Origin of the sequence: Lactiplantibacillus sp. 7.2.4 (genome assembly GCF_018991185.1) — a bacterium.
Classification (GTDB): Bacteria; Bacillota; Bacilli; order Lactobacillales; family Lactobacillaceae; genus Lactiplantibacillus; species Lactiplantibacillus pentosus.
On sequence record NZ_JAGYGS010000016.1, the window covers coordinates 1 to 23,439 of the forward strand.

At 46.8% G+C, this 23,439-nt stretch carries 19 protein-coding genes; 3 read left to right on the forward strand and 16 right to left on the reverse strand.

From position 1 onward, the window contains the following. Positions 1 to 272: 272 nt before the first annotated feature. The 3 genes from KGF70_RS07190 to KGF70_RS07200 all read right to left on the reverse strand — a co-directional run bounded on the left by KGF70_RS07190 (position 273) and on the right by KGF70_RS07200 (position 2,281). Complete coding sequence (locus KGF70_RS07190) at positions 273 to 848, reverse strand: TetR/AcrR family transcriptional regulator (RefSeq protein WP_056952189.1); 576 nt, start codon at positions 846 to 848, stop codon at positions 273 to 275. A 355-nt stretch (positions 849 to 1,203) separates the two neighbouring features. Continuing rightward, positions 1,204 to 1,620 (reverse strand): UPF0158 family protein, encoded by a 417-nt coding sequence (locus tag KGF70_RS07195; RefSeq protein WP_216769214.1) that lies wholly within the window; start codon positions 1,618 to 1,620, stop codon positions 1,204 to 1,206. A 334-nt stretch (positions 1,621 to 1,954) separates the two neighbouring features. Continuing rightward, the gene (locus tag KGF70_RS07200) at positions 1,955 to 2,281 is read right to left on the reverse strand and encodes a toxin-antitoxin system (protein WP_216769215.1); all 327 of its coding nucleotides are present in this window, start codon (positions 2,279 to 2,281) and stop codon (positions 1,955 to 1,957) included. A 463-nt stretch (positions 2,282 to 2,744) separates the two neighbouring features. Between KGF70_RS07200 and KGF70_RS07205 the strand changes: the two genes are divergently transcribed. Next, positions 2,745 to 3,062, forward strand: a complete 318-nt coding sequence (locus KGF70_RS07205) for a type II toxin-antitoxin system RelB/DinJ family antitoxin (protein WP_181185387.1) — start codon at positions 2,745 to 2,747, stop codon at positions 3,060 to 3,062. 92 nt (positions 3,063 to 3,154) lie between these two features. On the opposite strand, the gene rlmD is transcribed toward KGF70_RS07205, so the two are convergent. The 12 genes from rlmD to KGF70_RS07265 form a co-directional block, all read right to left on the reverse strand. Then, entirely contained in the window at positions 3,155 to 4,531 is a 1,377-nt protein-coding gene (gene rlmD, locus KGF70_RS07210) for a 23S rRNA (uracil(1939)-C(5))-methyltransferase RlmD (RefSeq protein ID WP_105921476.1), read from the reverse strand. Positions 4,532 to 5,280: 749 nt separating this feature from the next. Continuing rightward, on the reverse strand, positions 5,281 to 6,303 hold the full coding sequence (locus KGF70_RS07215; RefSeq protein ID WP_003638157.1) for a diacylglycerol kinase: 1,023 nt from the start codon (positions 6,301 to 6,303) through the stop codon (positions 5,281 to 5,283). 131 nt (positions 6,304 to 6,434) lie between these two features. Beyond that, on the reverse strand, positions 6,435 to 7,859 hold the full coding sequence (gene gatB / locus KGF70_RS07220) for an Asp-tRNA(Asn)/Glu-tRNA(Gln) amidotransferase subunit GatB (protein ID WP_216769216.1): 1,425 nt from the start codon (positions 7,857 to 7,859) through the stop codon (positions 6,435 to 6,437). After that, complete coding sequence (gene gatA / locus KGF70_RS07225) at positions 7,859 to 9,322, reverse strand: Asp-tRNA(Asn)/Glu-tRNA(Gln) amidotransferase subunit GatA (RefSeq protein WP_216769217.1); 1,464 nt, start codon at positions 9,320 to 9,322, stop codon at positions 7,859 to 7,861. Before gatA ends, gatB begins: the two co-directional genes overlap by 1 nt. Continuing rightward, positions 9,322 to 9,642: an Asp-tRNA(Asn)/Glu-tRNA(Gln) amidotransferase subunit GatC gene (gatC, locus tag KGF70_RS07230; RefSeq protein ID WP_050338913.1), complete on the reverse strand. Its 321-nt coding sequence runs from the start codon at positions 9,640 to 9,642 to the stop codon at positions 9,322 to 9,324. The genes gatA and gatC overlap by 1 nt, the downstream gene beginning before the upstream one ends. A 34-nt stretch (positions 9,643 to 9,676) precedes the next feature. Further along, a complete protein-coding gene (locus tag KGF70_RS07235) occupies positions 9,677 to 10,852 on the reverse strand; it encodes a CamS family sex pheromone protein (protein WP_082230257.1) in 1,176 nt (391 codons plus the stop codon). Continuing rightward, positions 10,849 to 12,888 carry an NAD-dependent DNA ligase LigA gene (gene ligA / locus KGF70_RS07240; RefSeq protein ID WP_216769218.1) on the reverse strand — a complete coding sequence of 680 codons (2,040 nt, stop codon included), beginning with the start codon at positions 12,886 to 12,888 and terminating at the stop codon, positions 10,849 to 10,851. The genes KGF70_RS07235 and ligA overlap by 4 nt, the downstream gene beginning before the upstream one ends. Before the next feature lie 16 nt (positions 12,889 to 12,904). After that, positions 12,905 to 15,172, reverse strand: a complete 2,268-nt coding sequence (gene pcrA, locus KGF70_RS07245) for a DNA helicase PcrA (RefSeq protein ID WP_216769219.1) — start codon at positions 15,170 to 15,172, stop codon at positions 12,905 to 12,907. A gap of 739 nt (positions 15,173 to 15,911) precedes the next feature. Beyond that, positions 15,912 to 17,090, reverse strand: coding sequence for an ATP-grasp domain-containing protein (locus KGF70_RS07250; RefSeq protein WP_216769221.1), 1,179 nt, complete (start codon positions 17,088 to 17,090; stop codon positions 15,912 to 15,914). Between the two features lie 110 nt (positions 17,091 to 17,200). Beyond that, positions 17,201 to 17,749, reverse strand: coding sequence for a DUF2179 domain-containing protein (locus KGF70_RS07255; protein WP_003638149.1), 549 nt, complete (start codon positions 17,747 to 17,749; stop codon positions 17,201 to 17,203). Between the two features lie 30 nt (positions 17,750 to 17,779). Continuing rightward, complete coding sequence (locus KGF70_RS07260; RefSeq protein WP_050338918.1) at positions 17,780 to 18,367, reverse strand: xanthine phosphoribosyltransferase; 588 nt, start codon at positions 18,365 to 18,367, stop codon at positions 17,780 to 17,782. Positions 18,368 to 18,455: 88 nt separating this feature from the next. Beyond that, positions 18,456 to 19,094 carry a glycoside hydrolase family 73 protein gene (locus tag KGF70_RS07265; RefSeq protein WP_101873852.1) on the reverse strand — a complete coding sequence of 213 codons (639 nt, stop codon included), beginning with the start codon at positions 19,092 to 19,094 and terminating at the stop codon, positions 18,456 to 18,458. Positions 19,095 to 19,234: 140 nt separating this feature from the next. On the opposite strand from KGF70_RS07265, the gene KGF70_RS07270 reads away from it, so the two are divergent. Next, positions 19,235 to 20,209 (forward strand): Gfo/Idh/MocA family protein, encoded by a 975-nt coding sequence (locus tag KGF70_RS07270; RefSeq protein WP_216768553.1) that lies wholly within the window; start codon positions 19,235 to 19,237, stop codon positions 20,207 to 20,209. Positions 20,210 to 21,295: 1,086 nt separating this feature from the next. Here KGF70_RS07270 and KGF70_RS07275 read toward each other — a convergent pair. Continuing rightward, positions 21,296 to 22,273 (reverse strand): polyprenyl synthetase family protein, encoded by a 978-nt coding sequence (locus tag KGF70_RS07275; RefSeq protein ID WP_050338922.1) that lies wholly within the window; start codon positions 22,271 to 22,273, stop codon positions 21,296 to 21,298. A gap of 142 nt (positions 22,274 to 22,415) precedes the next feature. Between KGF70_RS07275 and KGF70_RS07280 the strand changes: the two genes are divergently transcribed. Then, positions 22,416 to 23,330, forward strand: a complete 915-nt coding sequence (locus tag KGF70_RS07280) for a prenyltransferase (RefSeq protein ID WP_050338923.1) — start codon at positions 22,416 to 22,418, stop codon at positions 23,328 to 23,330. Positions 23,331 to 23,439 lie beyond the last annotated feature (109 nt).

Here is a 23,439-nt window from a genome sequence, read left to right on the forward strand (position 1 = left end):
GCGAAAAAAACGCCCGAATTTATGCTTTCCATTGTAAAATTAATCTTTTCATTATGATTACGATACTATCAAACTGATTGCCATGGGGCTAGAAGCTGCGCACGTGCTTCACAACCAAGGCTGACAGCGCCAACACGCTTCTGTGACTGCCTGCCCATTTTTGTGTTATTACGGCACTCGCCATCCGTGACGTGTCCCACAAAGTTGGCAGGCGTTTTGCATTTTGACCGAATAAAAAAACGGCCACCCGATATGGATAGCCGTGATTATCATTAATCGTTAGTTTCATCCGCTGGTAAATGCGTCTGGTCAATTGCCAGCTGCATGACCTTTGTAAAACGTTCATCAAGTTCTGTCCCGCTCATTTTGAAAAAGCCACCGATTTCCTGAATGATGAAGCCGAATAAAGTCGACCGGTACAACGTATTTTCAACCCGCGCTGAGTCGTCCAATTGTAAAGGTTTAAACATCATTTGATACAACTGCACGATTGCTTTACGTGAGCGTGGAATCTTCAAGTTGTCATTCAAATCCAGTAATAGCGGTGCCAAACGTTGATGTTGAACACAGGCCGCCCGAAATTCCTGTGCAAAGGCCATCAAGGCTTCATCGCCATCAACATTGGCAATTTTTTCAGTCAACCTATCAGCCACATTTTGAACAAATTGGAGGCCGACCTGATCCAATAGATCACTCAGGCTATCAACATAATTATAAATGGATTGTGGCCGGACATCCAAAACTAACGCTAAGTCACGAATCGTTAATCCGTTAATACCCTTACTCTCAATTAACTGATTAGCTGTCGCTAATACTTTTGCTTGTGTTAGTGTTCTTCTCTTTACCATTATGCTCCCCCGTTTTTTGGTTTATTTCGTGTTTCATTATAACCCATACTGCGCAAAAACCGGGATAAAACGCTTATTTTTTATTTATTTTAAGATATTCGATGGCGTTTGCGTTTAATAATTGACCAATAAATACAATTATTTACGGGGGTACTTATTGAAATTCAAATAGCCAACTGACCCACACCGAAAAAATTCAACCAAGCGTAATCTTGATGAATTGTCACATAAGCATTTTTGTTTTTAGTGTATTAGTTGTCGCTAACTGGCTAAGGGTGATAACCAATTTGTAAGTGGCTAAATCAACACCAACTGCCTAAAATCATCGCAAACATTCACGCTTACAAAGACTCCCCTATTCTTCATATGGCACGTCATTTTCGTGGCACCACTCAACGGCCATATCGTGATAGGCTTGCGCTTCAAAATCATACCATTGCTCTAATAAACCAAGTTGTTCAATTGTTGACCGAAATCTACGAAAGGCGCCTCGGCCACTGATTGCTTGTTCTAGCCGCTCTCTTTGACGATCATCGGCCACTTGATCAACATAATCCCTCATAATCTGATAATCGTGAATGTCGATCTCAGTTGGAAAACTCACATAGTCATCACGATTGTCATCAATGGCTTCTGCTAATTTATCATTGCTGTCGTCATCCGCAAAATGATCATTTACTAGTACCACAATCTCATCCGTTGAACGACGGTAGTAGTAGATCATACCATCTTCAGCATTAACAAACGGGTCAATCAGATCATCTAATTTCAAAGGAAACATCCTTTCACGTTCACTATAGTATAGGTCCATTGTAGCCCTTTTCACGGACTATTTCTGCTAGGGCCAAACAATTTATGTGATTGTGGTCAGTTTCAATTACTGAGGGCAACAAGGCGCTGCTACTAGCGTCACTAGGATGCTTAGTTCATAGTAATTGTAATTAAAAAGTCTAGCTTTAATTGCTAGACCAAGTTGGCACAATAATATTCTTAAACTGTCCTTGTTGCGTGATCCAACATCAGGGGGCGCTGGCAATATCATCGTAAATATTGTCCAAAAAGACTGGTTTTATTGGCTTCATCATTACTCATTTTCAGGGATGAATTTACAGGCCAATTGCCTTAGCAGCTTCCTCTTTAGTCATTGTTACGCCATCGTCCGAATCTTCAATTAGACGATCCATCGCTTTAGGCAACTGCTTTTTCATCTTTTTGAACTGGGTGATTAATTCTTGGCCTTCGTACCCTTGATGAACCAAATCCTGAAGAATGTTTTCACTAAAGTCTAAGCAGTCATCGTCCTGAGCAAATTCATAAAAGATACCATAATCGGTTAGATGTGGCCTAACCGTTACACCAACACCAATCTTGAATGATTCAGGAACCGTTAGCGTAATCGCATTACCCTGCCGTCTAGTTTTTGTCGTTTTCATGACTATCACCTCTTCGTGAATTACTCATCATTTGTAATAATTGCTTATGATTATAACTTGATACTCGCCTTTTAAACAAACTATTCCATACAAATAGACCAGCAAAAGGCCCTATATAGAGCTGTCTTGAAACTAGAACTTCAGGTACAATCTGAGAAAAAACGAATCGCGGCTATTCTCATGCCGATACCTAACCGTTACGTACTGGAGAATAGTCAACGAAAAAAATTAAAGGCTACTTCCCAACATGCTGCACTAGCTCCTCCTCAAGACTATACGCCCGTACCGTCTGTAATACCACCTTTTGAATCATAATTATGTGGTTAGCTTGCACCATAAATGAAGATAGTACTCACACTATTTACACTGGACGAGTTCACTGACGAAATGATTGCAAATGCTTGCTATTAGATTGCAAAAAAGATAATGTCACATCAACAACTTGAATGTGGAGGTAATTAATATGGCAAAGCCAATCAAGAAAACAGCCAGCGTTTTCACTAGAGTCAGCCCAGAACTGAAGAACCAGGCTGAAGATGTATTAGACAAACTTCAAATTCCGATGTCAACAGCACTCAGTATGTTTCTACAACAAGTGGTGGAACAACAAGGCATCCCTTTTGAAGTCAAGCTTCATCATCACCCATTAGATGCCTCGACTTTAACGACAGAACAATTTGATCAAAAAATTCAAAAAGGCTTCGATGACTTTAAGCATGGTAAGACCTACACAGCCGAACAAGTACACCAACAATTACAAGAAAAGCATCGTCAATCGTGACAACAAAAAAAGTGTACCAATTTCCGTCAACAAAAACGGAACTGGCACACTTTTCAGCTATCATGAATACCTTTATACCGGCATTCAAAAAACTATTTTTCTTTACGTTCCAGCACCGTCACCGATTCAATATGCGGCGTCTGTGGGAACTGGTCTACAGGTTGAACTGGTGCACTGATCTGGTACCCGTATTCCGCAAACCGTTGAACGTCGCGAACTAAGGTCGATGGGTTACAACTAATGTAAACGACCCGTTTTGGTGCCATTTCGCCGGCGCTCTTGATGAAGTCAGCGTCCAGACCCTTGCGTGGTGGATCAACGACGATCACGTCTGGCTTGATACCATCCGCTTGCCACTTAGCCATCGCTTTTTCAGCGCTATCCAGCACAAACTTGGCATTCGTGATACCATTCTTATCCGCGTTCTGGCGAGCATTATCAATCGCAGCGGGAACAATTTCGACCCCATACACCTGCTTAGCATGTTGCGCCATCGTCAGTGAAATGGTTCCGATACCGGAATAAGCGTCAATCACCGTTTCATTACCCGTCAATCCAGCGCGGTCAATCGCCAATTGATACAGTTTTTCAGTCTGTTGTGGATTGACCTGGTAGAATGATTGTGCCGAAATAGCAAACGTCAATCCTAATAATTGGTCATCAATTGTCGACTTTCCTGCTAACACGTTGTTAACTGGCCCTAAAATCACGTTAGTCTTCTTTGAGTTAACGTTTTGAATCACACTGACCACTTCTGGTAAGGCGGCTTGAATCTCTTGTGTGACCACGTCAGCCATTGGTAGATGCTTCGTCCGAGTGACGATAACGACCATCATTTCGTGGCTGTAGTAGCCCCGACGAACCATAATCGTCCGAATCGTACCACTGTGATGGAATTCGTCATAGGCTGCTTCGTGATACTTCCGCAAAATGTCACGTACGACCACGATTGCCTTATCAATTTCAGGATCCTGAATGTAATAATCTTCAATTGGCATTAATTGATGACTGTTCTTCTTGTAAAAACCAGTCGTCAATTGCCCCTGAACCTGGCGAACAGGTACTTGCGCCTTATTCCGATACTGGGTCGGATTGTCCATCCCAATCGTTGGCAAGACTTCAACATCATCCATGTGCACTTTAGCGAATAATTCAGCGACCTGATGTTGTTTGAATTTCAGCTGTTCACTGTATTCTAGGTGTTGCAATGGCGCAATCCCAGTCTGCCGATAAACGCGGCCCTTTGGATTGACCCGGTGTGGGCTAACTTGGTTGATCTTTTCAACTTCCCCGAAGGCAAAATTCTTTGTCGTCTTCGTCACTTTGACCGTGATTTTTTCTTCCGGTAAGGCATTTTCAATAAAAATCGGGTAGTTATCAACTTTAGCAACTCCCATGCCTTGATACGTTAAGTCCATGATGGTGACATCTAACACGTCACCCTTATGCACTGGTAAATTAACTTTCATTGGTTTCCTCTTGCTTTCTTTGTGGGTTCTTTTGATTGTCTGTTTGGCTGGATATAACTGTACTACCAGGCGTTCAAACGGGTTGCAGGTCATATTGCTAAGCTGCACGTGCACTCGTTTTGGGGTCGAAACTGCATCATTTCACTTCACACGCCCCGTCCTAGCCTTGCTGTCGAAAAGTGTTCATCAGGACTGCCGCCTCCGCTTGCTACGCCAGTTGACCATTGCCAAAACCGCAATAATCAACTCGCTCGGTCTCGTCCTAGTCTTATTGTCGAAACGTGTTCATCAGGATTGCCGCCTCCGCTTGCTACGCTAGTTGATACTTGCAAAAACCGCAACCATCAACTCACTCGGTCTCGTCCTAGCCTTACTGTCGAAACGTGTTCATCAGGACTGCCGCCTCCGCTTGCTACGCTAGTTGATACTTGCAAAAACCGCAACCATCAACTCACTCGGTCTCGTCCTAGCCTTACTGTCGAAACGTGCAACCTTCAGCTGTGCACTCCGCTTGCTACGCCAGTTGACCATTGCAAAAACCGCAATAATCAACTAGCTCAGTCTCGTCCTAGCCTTACTGTCGAAACGTGTTCATCAGGATTGCCGCCTCCGCTTGCTACGCTAGTTGACCATTGCAAAAACCGCAATAATCAACTAGCTAGGCAATGCTCACCGGCAAACCGTCCTGATGAACACTCTTAAAAAAATTACCGTCCACCATTGTATCGGTAAACGGTAATTTAAGCAAGTTATTCTGTTTTTTCGTCGTCCTCAGTTGCGGCTGGCAACTGGTCGACGGCCGAAACGAAGTGCCGTTCTGCATCTTCTAATTCTGGATCAGTGTCGGTGATTGCTTCATCAGGGATGCGGTCCGTATCGGCAAACATTTCAATGTGTTGCTTCAAGTTACGGAACGTCATCGGTGCATCACCACCGTATTCCCCGTCTAAATTAATCATCAACCGGTCCTTATCAGCTGGCTTAGCAACGACCTTGCTCGTCTTGACATAGATAATGCTTGGATCATTGATGTGCTTCCCACCATTGAGCACTAAGGTCATCAGGTGGAGCATTTTGGCCAAATTACTGGTCTTAACGATAATCATCGTAAACTTACCGTCGTCGAGCGAGGCATCCGGCACCAACTGTTCGAAGCCACCCACCGAATTCGTCAGCGCTAAGAAGAACATGGACGCCTTGCCTTGATAATGGCCACCATCATATTTCAGATCCATCTCAATCGGTTTCACGCGTGGCAATAACTCAGCCCCTTTGGCCAAGTATGCGGCGTAACCGAAAATCGATTTCAATTGTGATGGCACGTCGTAAGTCAATTCCGTCAACATGCCCCCAGCCGCAATGTTGATGAAGTATTGGTCACCGGCTTGACCGATGTCCATTTTGACCGTCTGGTTCTTTAAAACGACCTTGGCCGCGGCGACCGGATCATTTCGCGGAATCCGCAGTGCCCGGGCATAATCATTGGTCGTACCCGCCGGAATAATGGCCATCTTAGGCCGCCGTTTTAAGCCAGCTAGCCCGTTTACTACTTGATTGATGGTCCCATCACCACCAGCTGCTACAATCAGTTCGAACCCATCCTTGGCACACCGGCGCGCCTCGTCAGCCGCTGAATTAGGGGCTGGCGTCGTCGCAAACGCACTGGTCTCATAGCCAGCTTGTTCAAAGATACCAAGAATTTCAACTAGATCGTGGGCGAGTGCCTCACGTCCAGAAGTCGGGTTGTAAATAAGTCGTGCCCGTTTACGCATGTTTCCTATTCCTCCGCTCGCACGGTCGAGTGTTCTGTGCTTAGTCGTGCCAACTACTGGTCATAGAATCGTGATTCAGGTCCAAGACCTAACCGACCTACCCCAACACGCTACCGTGCCTTTTGATGCAATTATCGTGCTTTTAATGACGTCATTAATAATTGGTTGACCACTTTCGGGTTGGCCTGACCACGCGTCTTCTTCATGATTTGACCCACGAGGAAGCCGACAGCCCGGTCTTTCCCATTCTTAAAGTCGTCGATTGATTGTTGGTTGTTGTCCAATACGTCATCAACGATTGGTTGTAACTTAGCTGGATCTGACAATTGAACTAAGCCCTTGTCATTGACCCATTGAACGGGTTCTGAACCAGCCATAATTGCTTTGAAGACCTTCTTGGCGATTTTACTTGAAATCGTCTCGTCAGTAATCATTTTAATCATGCCCGCCAAATGTTCTGGCGTTAACTCAGTCGCTGACAAGTCGACCTTGTGCTCGTTCAAGTAGGCGTTGACGTCCCCTTGCAAGTAGTTCGAAGCCAACTTAGGATCGGCACCCTGTGCGACCGTGTCATCAAAGAAGTCAGACATTTCCTTAGTCTGCGTCAAAACACCCGCGTCATAGGCCGTCAAACCAAATTCGTTGACGTAACGTTCGCGCCGTGAACCAGGCATTTCTGGAATCGTGGCTTTGACCGCTGCAATCCAATCATCGTCAATGTTGACGGCTGGAATATCAGGTTCTGGGAAGTAACGGTAATCATCGCTACCTTCCTTGACCCGCATTAAAATCGTTTCACCAGTTGTTTCGTCAAACCGACGTGTCTCTTGTTGAATCTTGCCGCCAGACATTAAGACTTGTTGTTGCCGCTTTTCCTCGTATTCCAACGATTTACGGACATAGTTGAAGGAGTTCAAGTTCTTCATTTCGGTCTTCACACCGTACTTATCCGAACCGGCTGGCCGAATCGAAATGTTAACGTCGACCCGCATGGATCCTTCTTCCATCTTAACATCCGAAACACCGGTAAATTGAATCCGTTGCCGCAATGCTTCACAGTAGGCATAAGCTTCCTCTGGTGACGCAATATCAGGCTTCGAAACAATTTCGATCAATGGCGTCCCTTGCCGGTTCAAATCGACATAGGAATAGTCATTTTCGTGGGTGTTCTTCCCGGCATCTTCTTCAATATGCATTTCTTCGATACCGATTTTTTTCTTCTGACCATCAACTTCGATTTCGATCCAACCATCATGCGCAATTGGCTTTTCATGCTGCGTGATTTGGTAGGCCTTAGGGTTATCTGGATAGAAGTAGTTTTTACGGTCAAAGTACGTATGGTGCTCGATCTGTGCGTGTAAGGCAGTTGCGGCCTTGATTCCGGCTTCGACAACGCCCTTGTTCGGTGTTGGCAGTACCCCAGGATATCCCCAATCGATCACATTGGTGTTGGCATTTGGTTCGGAACCAAATTGCACGGGTGAAGGACTAAAGATTTTGGAATTCGTTTTTAATTCAACGTGGACTTCCAAACCAATCGTGGTTACAAAATTCATTAGTTAGCACCTCCGACTTTCGGGGTTTGCTTGTAGACTTGGGTCGCCTGTTCAAAGGCATAACCCGCCTTGTAGAGCGTACCTTCATCAAACGCCTTACCGATTAATTGCAGTCCAACTGGTAACCCGTCTGCAAACCCAGCTGGCACTGACATCCCTGGCAATCCCGCCAAGTTGACCGGAATCGTCAAGACATCGTTCATATACATCGTGATTGGGTCTGAGAGTTCATCGCCTAACTTGAACGCTGGCGTTGGTGCAACTGGGCCCATGATGAGGTCGTAATCTTCAAAGACCTTATTGAAATCATTAATAATCATCGTCCGAACTTGGCCGGCCTTGTGGAAGTAGGCATCGTAGTACCCTGCTGAAAGCGAGAACGTTCCAAGCATGATCCGACGCTTAACTTCATCACCGAAGCCTTCAGAACGGCTACGAACATAGACGTCTTCCAAGTTCTTGACATCCTCCGCCCGGAAACCGTAACGAATCCCATCAAACCGTTGTAAGTTAGATGAAGCTTCTGATGACGCGATGATGTAGTATGCAGCCACACCATAGCGACTATTTGGCAATGAGACTTCTTCAACGGTCGCGCCTAAGTCTTCGAATTGTTTAACGGCTTGTTCGATGACTTCGCGGACCTTCGGATCAATACCGTCGCCCATGTATTCCTTAGGCAACCCAATCTTCATACCCTTGATATCACCAGTCAAACCAGCGGTGAAATCTGGTACGGCTTGTTGTGACGAGGTCGTATCATGAACATCGTTACCGGCAATCATGTTTAAGGCCGCCGCGTTATCCTTGACCGTCCGCGTCATTGGACCGATTTGGTCGAGTGATGAGCCAAACGCGATCAGCCCCCAGCGTGAGACCCGACCGTACGTTGGTTTCATCCCAACGATGCCGTTGAATGAAGATGGTTGACGAATTGAACCACCAGTATCAGAACCGAGTGCAACTGGCACTTGTCCAGAAGCAACCGCAACGGCTGAACCACCCGATGAACCACCAGGAACGCGACTGATGTCCCATGGATTACGGGTCACGTGGAAGGCTGACGTTTCCGTCGAACCACCCATCGCAAATTCATCCATGTTGGTCTTACCGACGATTAAGGCGTTGCTGGCTAATAATTTGTCAACAACGGTCGCGTTATAGACCGGCACAAAGTTTTCCAACATCTTAGATGCTGCCGTGGTCGTTAAGTCCTTGGTCACAATGTTATCCTTGACCGCCATCGGAATTCCGGCAAACACATTGTTTTCATCGATACCTTTTTGGTCTAAGGCTGCGGCTTGTTGCAATGCCTGTTCTTCATTTAAATTCAAGAAGGCCCCTAATTGTGGGTCAACCTGATTCATCGTGGCAAAAGTGGCCTTGGCTAGTTCGGTCGCACTGATTTTCTTGGCGACTAAATCAGCATGTAAACTAGTCAGATCTTGGTCGAAATAAGTCATTATTCACCGTCCCCACTTTCATCAATAATTGCTGGCACTTTGATCAAGCCATTGGCCGTTTCTGGCGCGTTCTTCAATAACGCTTCCCGTAGTTCTTCATCACTCTTGACCGCCACGTCCTCACGTAACGTATTGGTATGGTCACTCATCCGTGACGTCACGGGAACGCCAGTCGTATCAACCTTGCTCAATTCTTCGAACATGCCGATGATTTTTTCCAATTGGGGTGTAAACATCGCCAGTTGGTCTGGTGTAAATTCCAATTTTGCCAAACTGGCAACGTGTTGGACTTGTTCGGCATTAATCCGTTCTTCAGCCATCAGATTTCCTTCTTTCTCAAATCTACTTAATTATTTAATCGTCGCCCTGGTCACTAAAGACGTGGGTGTAATACGAGCTGCCCTTCGCAGTCCGCGCTAAGAAACTTTGGATATCGCCATTGGCACTCTTGACCGTGATTTCCACTGGAATCCCAGATGGCAAGTACCGTTTTGCAGCGGTCGCTAAGTACTGCGTAAAGCTAATGATTTCAGTCTCACTGTAGAACTTAGTGGTAATGTTGACACTTAACTTGCTCAACGACTTGTCTTTATAGTGGGCATTGGCAGTCACACCAGACAAGTTCGGGAAGAAGTTCTGAACATGTGACTTAAATTGACTAAAGTCTGATTCATCGTTACTATTAGCGCCCGAGTTCTTAGACTCTGAGGTTGCTGGGAAGACGTAATTCTTCCAGTTCAATGAGGTCCAATTGGAAATCGATGTCGACCCATTCTTAGACACGGCGTAGGCAATCATGTCACCGCCCACTAAGCTATCGTTGGATGATTGCTTATAGAGGGCTAACACGATTGGGACACTCTTCAAAGCTGAACGTTGACGCAAACGTTGTAAGACAGTGTTAGCCATCTTCTTCCCTTGTGCCGTTAATTCAGTCGTTGAAATGTTCGTCTCATAGGTCGCCCCATATTCAACCTTGGTATAGTAATCGACAGAGTTCATTCCAAGTCCGATCGTGACCCCGCCAAGGGACAGCTTACTCCCATTTTGGACCATGTAGTCCTGTTCTTCAAGCTGTTGTAAGTAAATCGGATTCCGGGTCGTTTCCCCAGTCTTACCATTACTCTTCGGGTTCAAGCCTTCAGAATTACTGCTTGATTTACGGCCTAACCAATTTTCGACCGTTGACGAGCTCAAATACTGGCCTTCTTGGAAGACGTACTTGCTAGTTGGAAAGACCTTCTTAGAAACGTCCAAGAGGCCACTTTCAAAGCTCTTCAAATTCATGACGTTATCATTTTGCGATGCGGCGATTCCACGAGACTTACTCGTGCGGTACCGACCATTCTTGATCACACCTTGATAAAATTCGCTGTCGGTCGTCCCAGTCGTCGTGGTCGTTTTCGTCCCAGTCGTCGTGGTACTGCTACTACTCGAGCCAAATGATGAATTTTTTAAATTACCGCAGGCGGCTAGAACAATGGCAGCCATTGCTACTAGACCAATCGTGCGTATGCGTTTGACATTCACGCTTGTGTATCCTCCCTCATTGTTTCGCTGAACCGGGCTTCATCCCATACGGTAATGTCCAGCTGCTGTGCTTTTTGCAACTTACTTCCGGCATCGCTACCTGCAATGACGAGGTCGGTCTTTTTCGAGACGCTCCCCGTTACCGTGGCACCATGGGCTTGCAGCCATTGCGTCGCTTCAGGACGGGTGAAGCTTTCCAGCTTACCCGTTAAAACGACCCGTTTACCTGCAAACCAGCTATTACTATCTTCTGCCACGGTGGCACTAGGGCCTTGATAAGTGGTATTCACCTTAACGGCTTGCAATTCGCTGATCAACGTATGCACTTCGTCACTCTCAAAATATTGAACGACGGCGTTTGCAATCACGTCACCCATCGAATCAATGGCCGCAATTTCTTCCTGACTCGCCGCCATCAACGCTTCAATGGTGCCGAAATGTTGCGCAATCAGGCGAGCCACCTTCGCGCCAACGTGCCGAATACCAAGGCCGAACAATAACCGTTCAAGTGAATTATCACGGCTACGGTCAATTGCTGTCAAGAGCTTTTCAGCAGATTTATCTTTTATTTTATCTAAAGTTAACAGTTGGTCCTTCGTCAATCGATATAAATCAGCGACATCCGCCACCAGATGATTGGTATACAATTGGGCAATAATCCGTGGCCCTAAGCCATCGATGTTCATCGCATTACGGGAGGCAAAATGGACGAGCCCTTCTTGGACTTGCGCCGGACACTTTGGATTAATGCACCGTAACGCCACTTCATCTTCCAAATGAACAAGTGGCGCGCCACATGATGGACAATCCGTTGGAATCTCGAGCGGCTGCGCGTCTTTTGGCCGTTGTTTTAAATCGACCGATGAAATTTCGGGAATGATATCGCCAGCCTTGTGCAACAAGACGGTGTCGCCGATGCGGACGTCCTTAGCCGCAACGTAATCCGGATTGTGCAAAGAGGCACGAGCGACCGTTGTCCCCGCCAATTGAACGGGTTCCATCACTGCAGTTGGCGTGACGACGCCCGTCCGACCAACCGTCCATTCAACATCTAACAGGGTCGTTGGTTGTTCATCGGGCGGGAACTTGTACGCAATCGCCCACCGTGGCACTTTGACTGTAGCACCTAATGACCGTTGTAGTGGTAACGGATTGGCTTTGATGACGATCCCATCGATACCATACGCCAACTCTGGTCGTTCATTTTGATACTGATCGATATAGTCAAAGACTTCGCTCATCGAATGGGCGACCTTAAAGTCAGGATTAATCGCAAACCCCAAGTCAGCAAACTCCGTCAACATATCACTCTGCGTCCGGGCTTTAAGCGGTTCGTAGTCGGCGATGTTGTACATGAAGGTACTCAGCTGACGTTCGGCGACCACGCGTGAATCTAACTGCCGCAACGTCCCAGCTGCCGCATTCCGCGGATTAGTGAAGACCGGCTCACCGGCTGCTTCTCGCCGTTCGTTCAACGCTGCAAACGCCGCTTTCGGCATATAACATTCGCCCCGAACGTCAATCGTCAATGGCTTGGTCAACCGTTGTGGAATCGACTTGATCGTCTTGATATTGGCCGTGATGTCTTCACCGACCGTCCCATTACCACGAGTAGACCCTTGAACGAGCACCCCGTCTTCATAACGCAAGGAAAGCGCAAGCCCATCGATTTTCAACTCACAGTTATAATCCACCGCATGACCGACATTTTGTTCCAACCGGTCCGCGAATTCCTGCAATTCGGCTTGTGAGAAGACGTCGCCTAATGACAACATTGGAATCTCATGAGTGACTTTGTCAAAACCAGATTTGACCGTCCCACCAACTAATTGCGTTGGCGAATCGGGCGTGACCAATTGTGGAAATTGTTGTTCAAGTTCGACTAAGCGTTCATACTTTTGGTCATAAACACTATCTTCAACATTCGGTGCGTCTTCATCATAGTACTGCCGCCGCCATTCATTTAACGTTTGCCGTAAAGTCGCCGCCTCTTCAGCCGCCTGTGTGACGGTCATTGTGTTGGGTTCGTCTGCCATCAGCTAGTCCTCCTAACTAATCTTGTACTTTTTGAATCGGTGCAAACGCCGCTAATAAACGTTTGATTCCTTCAGATTTGAAGGCAATGTCTAATTCAGCATCCTCGCCAGCGCCAGTCACCTTCACAACCGTTCCAGTGCCCCACTTGCGATGCTTGACTTTATCACCGATTGACCAACTATTCTTGTCAGCACCCGTTCCAGCGGCCTTTTTGACCGTGGCACGCGTTCCGACTGGGTTCTTCTTGTAGGATGGTGTAAAGGCCCGCCGTTCACGATCGTTACCAAACGGTACTTTTGGCCCAGTGCTGCTGGCGCCATCCAACGTATTTTCATTTTTAATTAAGTCCGGTTCAATTTCTTCCACGAACCGTGATGCCGGGTTGTTTTGCCGCCGACCATACAACATCCGTGAGTAGGCATTGGTCAAATACAGCTTCTTTTCAGCCCGGGTAATCCCAACGTAGGCTAAGCGCCGTTCTTCTTCCAATTCATCTTCATCCATCATCGCACGGGACAATGGGAAGATGCCCTCTTCCAAACCAATCAGGAAGACGACTGGGAATTCCAGCCCCTTAGCCGCATGCAGCGTCATTAACGTCACAGCTTGCGGTTCTTCTTCCACGTTATCGACATCCGAGACTAAGGCTAAGTCAGCTAAGAAATCAACAAACTTGTCGCTGTCTTCATCTTCAGGTTGATAACTGTCATCAAATTGTTTGGTAACGGATAAGAATTCTTCGATGTTTTCGATCCGTGCCTGAGCTTCTAGTGATTTGGTTGCTTTGGCATCCTTCAAGGCCTTCATATAACCAGTCCGGTTCAGGATTTCTTGCGTCAAATCAGTAACTGACAAGTATTCACGCATCGCGCGTAATTCATTCATCGTTGCCGCAAACTTAGCTAATGCCCCTTTGGCACGCGCTGAAATACCGTTGGCCATATCAACGTTGCTAGCGGCTTCGAGCATTGAATAGCCCGCTTCATCCGCAAACAACCGAAGCTTTTCAACACTAGTCTGCCCGATACCACGTTTGGGTTCATTAACGACCCGTTCAAAATTCATTGAATCCTGATCATTGACGACGAGTGTCAAATAGGACAAAACATCGCGAATTTCTTTGCGGTCGTAGAACTTGTTACCCCCAACCATCGTGTAAGGAATGTTGGCCTTGACCAACGATTCTTCCATGACCCGGGACTGTGCGTTGGTTCGATACAGAATGGCAAAATCACCGTAATTAAGATTGTCGGCTTGCATGCTCTCCTGAATCTTGGCAATCACAAAATGCGTTTCGTCACTTTCGCTTTGACCACGATAGTAAGAAATCTTGTCGCCCGATTCATTTTCCGTCCATAACTTCTTCGGCCGACGCGTTGAATTGTTATTGATGACCGCGTTAGCAGCCGACAAAATCGTCTTCGTTGACCGGTAGTTTTGTTCCAACATCACGGTGTCGGCTTGTGGATAATCCTTTTCAAAATCCAGGATATTTTCCATGTTGGCACCCCGCCAACCATAGATGGATTGGTCGGCATCCCCAACGACACAGAGATTCTTATACTTGTCTGCTAACAAGTTGACCAATGTGTACTGGGCGTTGTTCGTATCTTGATATTCATCCACGTGAATATAATGGAATTTATTTTGGTACCAAGCCAACGTTTCCGGATTTTGTTTAAATAACCGAATCGTCAGCATGATCAAGTCATCAAAATCGACTGCTTGGTCCGCAGCCAGTTCGCGTTGATATTGTAAATAAACATCCGCAACAACACTTTCAAAAGGACTTGCAGCGGATTCCTTATACATTTCAGGCGTCTGCAAATCGTTTTTGGCATTCGAAATCGCGGACAAAATCGAGCGCGGGTCAAACTTCTTAGAATCAATATTTTGTTCCGTCAAAATCCGTTTGACCAGTGTCCGTTGTTCACTAGTCCCCGCAATCGTAAACGCCCGGTTGTAGCCAATCTGCTCGATATCCCGACGTAAAATCCGGACACACAATGCATGGAACGTTGAGACCCAGACTTCCTGTGCCGATTCCCCTAGCAACTTTCCGACCCGTTCACGCATTTCACGTGCGGCCTTGTTGGTAAAAGTAATCGCTAAGACGTTCCAAGGGTTGGCCCCTCGTTCTTCAATTAAATAAGCTACCCGGTGTGTCAGTACTCGCGTCTTCCCCGAGCCAGCACCGGCCATAATTAGTAGCGGTCCTTCTGTGTCTAATACGGCTTCCTGTTGCTTGTCATTCATTCCTGCCAATAGGCTTTCTTTCGACACGCTGTTCGCCACCCTTTCTAAAAATCAGTCACCAAACATTATAGCAAATTTTGGGCATGATTGCTGAACTTTAAAGCCGTCATCGCGGACAAAAATACCACCCACGACCCTGGCAACCGACACACCCTAATTTTACCCCATCCTCGTGCTTACATAAGCTTTTATTAACTTTCAAATTGAATTGTTTTTGACTGTAGTAGATGCGAAAGTCAAAACCGCCAGCTATGGCCCGCTGGAAAGTAAGGCAAGTTGGCGTAGACCTACAGTGGTAGTGGCGTCCTGGTCCGACTTCCGGGGCCGGCTGACAATTGAATGGCAGATGAACGACCACCTAATTAGGATCAATTGAATTCAATCCAAGACTTCAGAGTACCAATTAACTAGGGAAAACTCTGGTGATGTTCAGTGCAACTAATGATTCATAGCATTCAACCATGAGTGAGATAGCTGAGAAATTATCAAAAATCAGTCTTAAAGTTGGGTCCGCACATGTCTGCCTTTCGAATATCATCCCGGCCATTGCCCAGAATTGCTGGAGGCCAGACTGGGACGCGTCAAACACTGCAGGCTTACGCTGACTCACCCTATTTCCCAGCAGTCCTCAGCTGGCGGTCTTGACCTGAATGCGTCACAAAAATAGCCGCCCCAAGAAGATTGCATCTTGAAACGACTATGTATGATCTAGTTAGCCGGCACTGTCGACAACTAGTTTGAAATTATTGATTATTGATGACTGCAATTAAGCATCGTCTTCGGTATCAGTTTCAGTCTCAGCTGGCGCGGATTGACCGAAGCGCCAGATACTGGTGTCCTCGATCTGTTCGAGAGCTTCTTTGACACTCGGTGCTTCAACGAGCACGTGACCAGCAACTGGTGCGCGGTGCGCTTGTAGCAGTGTCCGGTGATAGAAATTGAAGAACCAGTTAGTCTTGATCTGCCACTGTGTCCGAATGCCACTTTCTTGGGCCGGCGTGAAGTACGCTGCGACCACCGGCATTAGTTGCTTGACCGGCATCAATGGTAAGCCAGCAATCGCCCGTAAGTGTTGTTCGGCCATACTGATGTTCGTGGCCCGTTCGAAAACGTAGCCCGCTTGGTGCATCGCTGGGACGATCCGTTTGACATATAAATTGCCGCTCTTCGTCAAGAAGAAAGCCACTTCAAAGACACCAGTGTAGTTCAAGTTGTCACTGATTTCTTTAGTAATCCGCAACATTTCATCGTTAACGGCTGAATCGATCTGAGCCGGCACGATTGAAGCGACTAATTCATGATTTTGATAACGATTCTCGACCGTTGGGAAAAAGGCGGTCGTGTCACCGCTCTTAGCGCCAAAGACTGAGAGTTCCTTATCATAGGGAATCAAGGATTCTAACAGGTAAGTCCCCCAGTCTAGCAAGTCGGCGGCCTTAACGATATCCGTCTGCGTCTTGATGACCAGCTGGCGATTCTGACCGAGTCCCTTTTGAATCGGCTTCAAAATACTTGGGTAGCCAATCGAACCGATCGATTGATAGACATCGTCCAGGCTGACGATGGTGGCGGACGGCGCCACGTTCAAGTTAAGTTGACTAAAGAACGCCCGTTCCAAAGAGCGATCCTGCGTGATTTCAAGCGCATCCGCACCCTGAGGAACCCGGGTATGGGCCGCCAAGAAATTAATGACGGACGCGTCAATGGTTTCTGATTCATAAGTCACCATATCGCAACGTTCCGCAAAGTTTTGTAACTGTTGTTGGTCATTGAGGGCTCCGACAACGCGAAAATCTGCCAGTTCCATGGTCTCTGTATTTTCGTTATCGCCGTATACCCCGACATTGATGCCAGCATTACGCGCGGCAATTACTAATCCAACACCATTAGTACTACTTCCGATGATGCCAAGCGTACCACCTGGGTTTAAAATCGAGTTGTCCACTTCAGTCCCTACTTTCCTATGCTTAAAATAATAATTTGATTATTGATTCATACTTAACGCTGATTAACCTGTAACAATCATACTTGCTGGTGCACCTGGTTGCAAGTTTATCACTGTTTTTTCCGCCGCGCATTGCGTCGCTTGACCCGTTTGAGCCAAAAGCCACCAGAGATATAGCGCGGTTCGTAAGCGATGACGAATGCACTGGGCGCCGCGTCCTTGATCAAATCATAGAGGCGCCGTTCATTCTTGCGTGGGGCTAAAATCTCCAGCGCCAACCGTTCACCTTCCAGACCATACGCCGCGTGCTGGGTGACCCCAAAGCCATTTTCCCGCAGGATGCCAGGCAAACTTGATTTGGGATCCGGCAAAATGACTGAAATCATCGTGTAACCCAGGGCCAAGTGGTCTTCAATCACCATCCCGACGTACACACCGACGCCGTAGCCGAGCGCGTAAACGACCAGATTGATTGGATTATGCAACCGGTCAAGCACTAGTGACAGCCCTAAGACATAAATCGTGATTTCAATGACACTGGCGAAGGCCGCGAAGTACCGATAGCCGCGCATCACCAGCAAAAAACGCACCGTGTTTAACGTAATGTAGACGAAGTTGATGACAAAAATGAGGACCAGCATCCCAACGTCAATTTGCATCATAGTCCCCCCTACTTTTTGAGTTCAAACTTACGCATCCACGTCCTCTGAAGCAAAGTGAACGCGGTCCCCGTCAAAGGACGTAATCTGAGCCAATGATTCCAGCCGCACACCGCGGTCGACGATCATCTGGTGACCCGTCTGGAAGACTTTTTCAATGACGATCCCCACGCCGGCAATCGTCACTTGCGCTTGGTCACAAATTTCAAACATGCCTTGAACGGCTTGACCATTCGCTAAGAAGTCATCGATCAAGAGGACTTTTTCACCGGGCTGTAAGAACTTTTTGGCAATCGAGATATGGTTGGACGTCTTCTTCGTATATGAATAGACTTCAGCCGTGTATAAATCATCGATCAGCGTGACGGATTTGTGTTTCCGTGCAAACACGACGGGCACGTGCATCGCTAAACCAGCCATAACAGCTGGTGCGATACCGGATGATTCAACGGTCAAAATCTTGGTGACGCCCGCATCTTGAAAACGGTGGGCAAATTCAGTTCCCATCGCAAACATCAAATCTGGATCGACTTGGTGATTCAAAAAGCCATCCACCTTCAACACTTCACCGGGAAGTACCCGGCCATCCTTCAAAATGCGTTCTTCAAGTTCTCGCATAGTTACCTCCTAGAGTGAAATCAACAAGCCACACATTGTTCGCCACTAATGTTAGTCACGAATTTTGACAACGCGTTTATTGATTTATTTACTCTCTATCATACCGTTGTAAGTCGTATTTTTGAATAATATTAATTAATTTTTGTGCATAACTTGGGTCGGTCGCGTAGCCAGCGGTCTGTAATGCCTTGGCTGCGACCTTGTAATCCGTAGCCTTAATGACCGCGGCGTAGTGCTGAGAATCCCAAGTCGTACCAAACGCTAATTTTTTGGCATGGTCGACCAGTGAGGCGTGCCAACTATCGTAGACCGCAAAGCGCCGTTTGACCGTATGATAGGCACCATCATAATACTCCTGGGTCGTCATCAACCGCCCCGAATCCGATTTGACGCCAAACAAGTTATTATTTTCCGTAGCGTTCGTGCTCTTGCCCCAATCCGATTCCAGAATCGCTTGACTCAGCGTGATACTCGCAAGCACGTGATACTTCTGGTCCAGCTGTTGCGCTGCGGGCGCGAGCTTCTTGATAAAGGCCGCATGTGACGTCGCTGGGAGCGTATCGGTCGTTGAATGCGAGGTCGCTGAAGTCCAATTGTGTTGAATGAACCAGACCATGCCGACGATTGCCATAAGCACGACTAAAATATTGAGCCATTGAAGACGGCCCTTTTTCACGAATAGTTGTGAACGCGCTCGTTTACGTGGCCGGCGTCGCTTTTTCGCCATCCCCAATGCTCCCTTCTGACTAATTACACCCATTTTACCGACTTTTGGCTTAATTTTACATGATTATCAAGCGCGAATTTCTTATTTTTTTGCTAAAATGTAAGTGTTCACATTCGATTAATCCTAGGAGGAAATTTTCAATGTCGAAAACTTATCGTTGGGCCATCGTTGGCCTGGGTAACATTGCCCATAGCTTTGTTAAATATTTTGATCAACCCGATGGCGAAATTTACGCCGTCTGCTCACGTTCACAAGCCAAAGCGAGTGCTTTTGCTGCCGAACATGACATTCCAAAGGCTTATGGGAATTTAGATGACCTGCTTGCCGATGACCAGGTCGACATCGTCTACGTGGCAACGCCACACAACTACCATATCGACACCATTTTGCCGGCATTACGGGCTGACAAACACGTGCTGAGTGAAAAAGCGATTACGATGTCGAGCACCCAACTCGCAATTGCTAAGGAAGTCGCTGTCAGCAACCACCTCATCTTGGCCGAAGCCATGACGCTTTACCACATGCCGCTCTATGAACGGTTACACGACTTCGCAGCCGAACGGCACCTTGGTGATCTGAAAATGGTCCAGGCTAGTTTTGGGAGCTTCAAAGAACCTGACCCGACGAATCGGTTCTTCAATCCGGACCTTGCGGGTGGTGCGCTGCTTGATATTGGCGTCTACGCCCTCGCTTTTGTCGAAGAATTCTTGACCGCCACACCTTACTTAACGGGAACCACGATGCACCGTTTCAGCAGTGGTGTCGACGAATCCTCGACCATCACGTTGCGGACCGCCAACGATGAATTGGCAACGGTCGCGTTGACGTTTCGGGCCAAGATGCCTAAACGTGGCATCGTTGCGTACGAAAACGGCTATTTCACCGTCGACACCTATCCACGCGCCGACACCGCCACCTTTACCGACAATGAAGGCCACACGGAGACGATTACTGCCGGCGATAGTACCAACGCAATGAATTACGAAATCGCTGACATGCAGAAAATGGTCGCCGGCGAATTACGGAATACCAGTCTGGCGAAAACGACCGACGTCATGGCAATCATGACCGCCGCCCGCACCCAATGGGACTTCCGCTACCCTTTTGAAAAATAACGTTGCTCGTGCTTAAAAACCAGCTCACAAGGACACAGTCAGAATTCACTGATCATGTGCTTGTGAGCTGGTTTTTTAATTTGAATTCACACGCATTGTGCTGGTTTGCTTGTCATGGATCATGATTAAATCATGCCAGTTAGTTCGGATTACTGTTCGTCAGTCGATGCGCGTCCGATTCCGACTTCCGGGGCCGGCTGACAACGCTGGAACAGGGCGGACATCGATTTGAACTCACGCAGAAACCCACTGCGCAATTTCAAATACGAGTCTTCTTCTAGCCCGGGAACCCCACCCGGACAAGAAGAATTTCGCCCTTGAGCATTGTCAGCCAGCCCCTACAGTCGGGAACCCGCTCGAATGGCAGATGAACGGCCACCTATTTGGGTGCAACTGACCACTGAATATTAAGTAACTGGTCCTTCAAGCAAACTTTTAATTGGCCTCAATAATGCTTTATCACACTTAATCACTGAAAAAATCATTTGAATTTTATCCGCAAGATTCAACGGACATTAGTCTTGAATTTGGTCGATAAAATTACCTTCGTTTATAATTTGAAACCTTTCTATCTCAAACGACTAAGGAAAGTTTTGACAAATCCAGTGAAACTGCTGATTTGAAAAATTAAAACATGGGTTAGGAAGCTTAGCTATCATTAGAAACTAGTCTGACAGTTGAATATCAAAATGACCATGTATCAAGGAACCAACGACTAATTCAACAAAAGGTTGGGCCCGCACATGTCCGCCTTTCGAATACCATCCAGGCTGGAAGGTGTTTCTGACAATGCTCAGCGATGAAATTCCACTTGGCAAGCGTTTTTGGCTTGGTTAGTGGAAGACCAGTATTTAAGACGTGATTTGTCGGCTTAAATCTGTGTCCATCGCGTTCCAGCGTTGTCAGAAATGCCTGGAAGCCGACATAGGACGCGGCTACAACAGAAAGTTTACGGTAACTCGCACTGTTTCCAGCGGGTCTCAGCTGGTAGCACTTGAACTTAGAAAATAACATGATTTAATCATCTTTAATGCTAAAGACTAACTAGCACACGTCATTGGACTGATATTTATAGCCAAACCCGTCCTAGTGATTACGTACTAACAGTTCCGTCACTAATCGCCGGATGGTCTGTTGCGTCTCGCCAGCGGGTAGCTGGTCGATTAAATTCAGTGCCGTTTTGGTATAGTGTGTCGCCAGTTGTTGGGCTTGGGTGACGCCGCCGAGGGCAATCACCTGGTCGCGAATCATTAGCAGGTGCTCGTTACTGATTTTATCGCCTGGCTGTGGCAAAATCGTCGCCAGATTAGGGTCAGCGGTCAGCGCATAAATCAACGGTAACGAGTACACGCCGTCTTTGAGGTCGTTGAGCACTGGTTTTTGGGTCAAAGCTTCGTCTCCTGCAAAATCGAGGACATCGTCGAGCATTTGATAGGCCAATCCTAAGCGTTCGCCAATTTGTTGCGCGAGTTTGACAACGTTTTCAGGAGCAGCCGCAAAGTGCGCCCCCTGTTCACAACTGAGGCTAAATAACCGAGCTGTCTTTCCTCTGGCAATTGCCAAGTAGTCGTCTACAGTCGTGGTGGGGTCGTAGTTATGGGACATCTGGTCGAGCTCCCCCTGCAAAATGGCGCGCATCGCGGCCGTGTTGATTCGAATATCATCCGCCGACTTAGCCGCAATCAAGACTTGATCAAAATAACAGGTAAACAGTAAGTCCCCCGCGTAAATCGCGTTTCGTTGCCCATAATCTTGATGAATGGTGGTGACATGGCGGCGTTCTGGCGATTCATCAATTACGTCATCGTGAATCAGGGTCGCCACGTGCAATAGCTCCATGGCCGCCGCGCCCGCCTGTAAACGAACTGAATCATGCTCCGTTCCAAATTGACTGAACAAATAAAAAAAGCCCGGCCGTAAAAATTTCCCACCCGCCGCTAATAATTGATGGACGCGCTGATTGATCGCAGCGTTATCAATCTTAACGTTTGCTGCCAGGTACGGTTTTAAAGCTTTTAGTTCATTTGCTACGGCACTATTAGGTTGCCAAATGGTTTGCATCATCATGAAATCCCCCGTTTTTTATAGAGATGGCTCCGGGGCGTGAAGACGCCGACACTTGCAGCCAGTCACATTCTAAAATACAATCTATACTAAAGGTACAAATAACTGGTTAGGTTGTCAAACAAAAGGATGGTGTAAATCATTGAAACCAAAGGTGTTTCTTGAATTTGTCGAAATAAAATCTTTAATCGCGAGCGTTTTACCGTTCGTTTTGGGGAGTATGTACGCGTTTTATAATTATCATCAGCTGCATCTCGGCTATCTACTGCTATTTTTCATCGCGTCGTCCCTCTTTCATATGGCAACTAATGCCAATGATAACTACCAAGATTTCCTGCACGCGCCACGTAACGACGATAATCAGGCGTTTCTTGAGGAAACCAACGTGGTCGGCGTCAACCAGATTTCAATTGGCCAGGCTCGCCTGATTACGTTTGGATTGGCTGGTATCTCGCTGATTATCGGCTTATGGCTCGTCACGCAAACGGGCCTGCCACTGCTATGGATGGGGATTTATTCCTACGCGGTTGGTTATTTCTATGCTGGCGGTCCCAAGCCAATTTCACAAGGCCCATTCGGTGAATTCTTCTCCGGCTTTACGATGGGCTTCATGATTTTCTGGATTGCCGTCTTTATTAATACTTACGACGTCGCCCCACTTAGCTGGTCGTCAACGTTAGGCGTGTTGATTGCCTCAGGATTAGCCATCTTCGCGATTTCAAATATTATGTTAGCTAATAACATTTGTGATATGGATGAAGATATTGCACTGGGACGGCACACCATTCTGTATTACCTTGGCAAACCCGTCATGCTTCAAGTCTTCGCCTGGAGTTACGTTGCGGGCTATGCCTGCCTGGTGATTGCGGTCATCATGGGCGTGTTACCGAAGTTCAGTCTCTTGACCTTAATCAGTATCATTCCAGTTTGGAAAAACACCCGCATCTTCATGCACAAGCAGGTCAAACGGGAAACTTTCACAATCTCAATCAAAAACGCAACCTTAATTTGTCTCTCCTTTATCGTATTCATGGGCTTAGGATTGATTTTCAACTAGTTTCGACTTGTACCTTTACGTAACTTAAATGATGACTACCGGTCACAAAAAAACAATCGCGACAAGAATGAATTCTTGTCGCGATTGTTTTTTTGCTTAAGTTCAATAA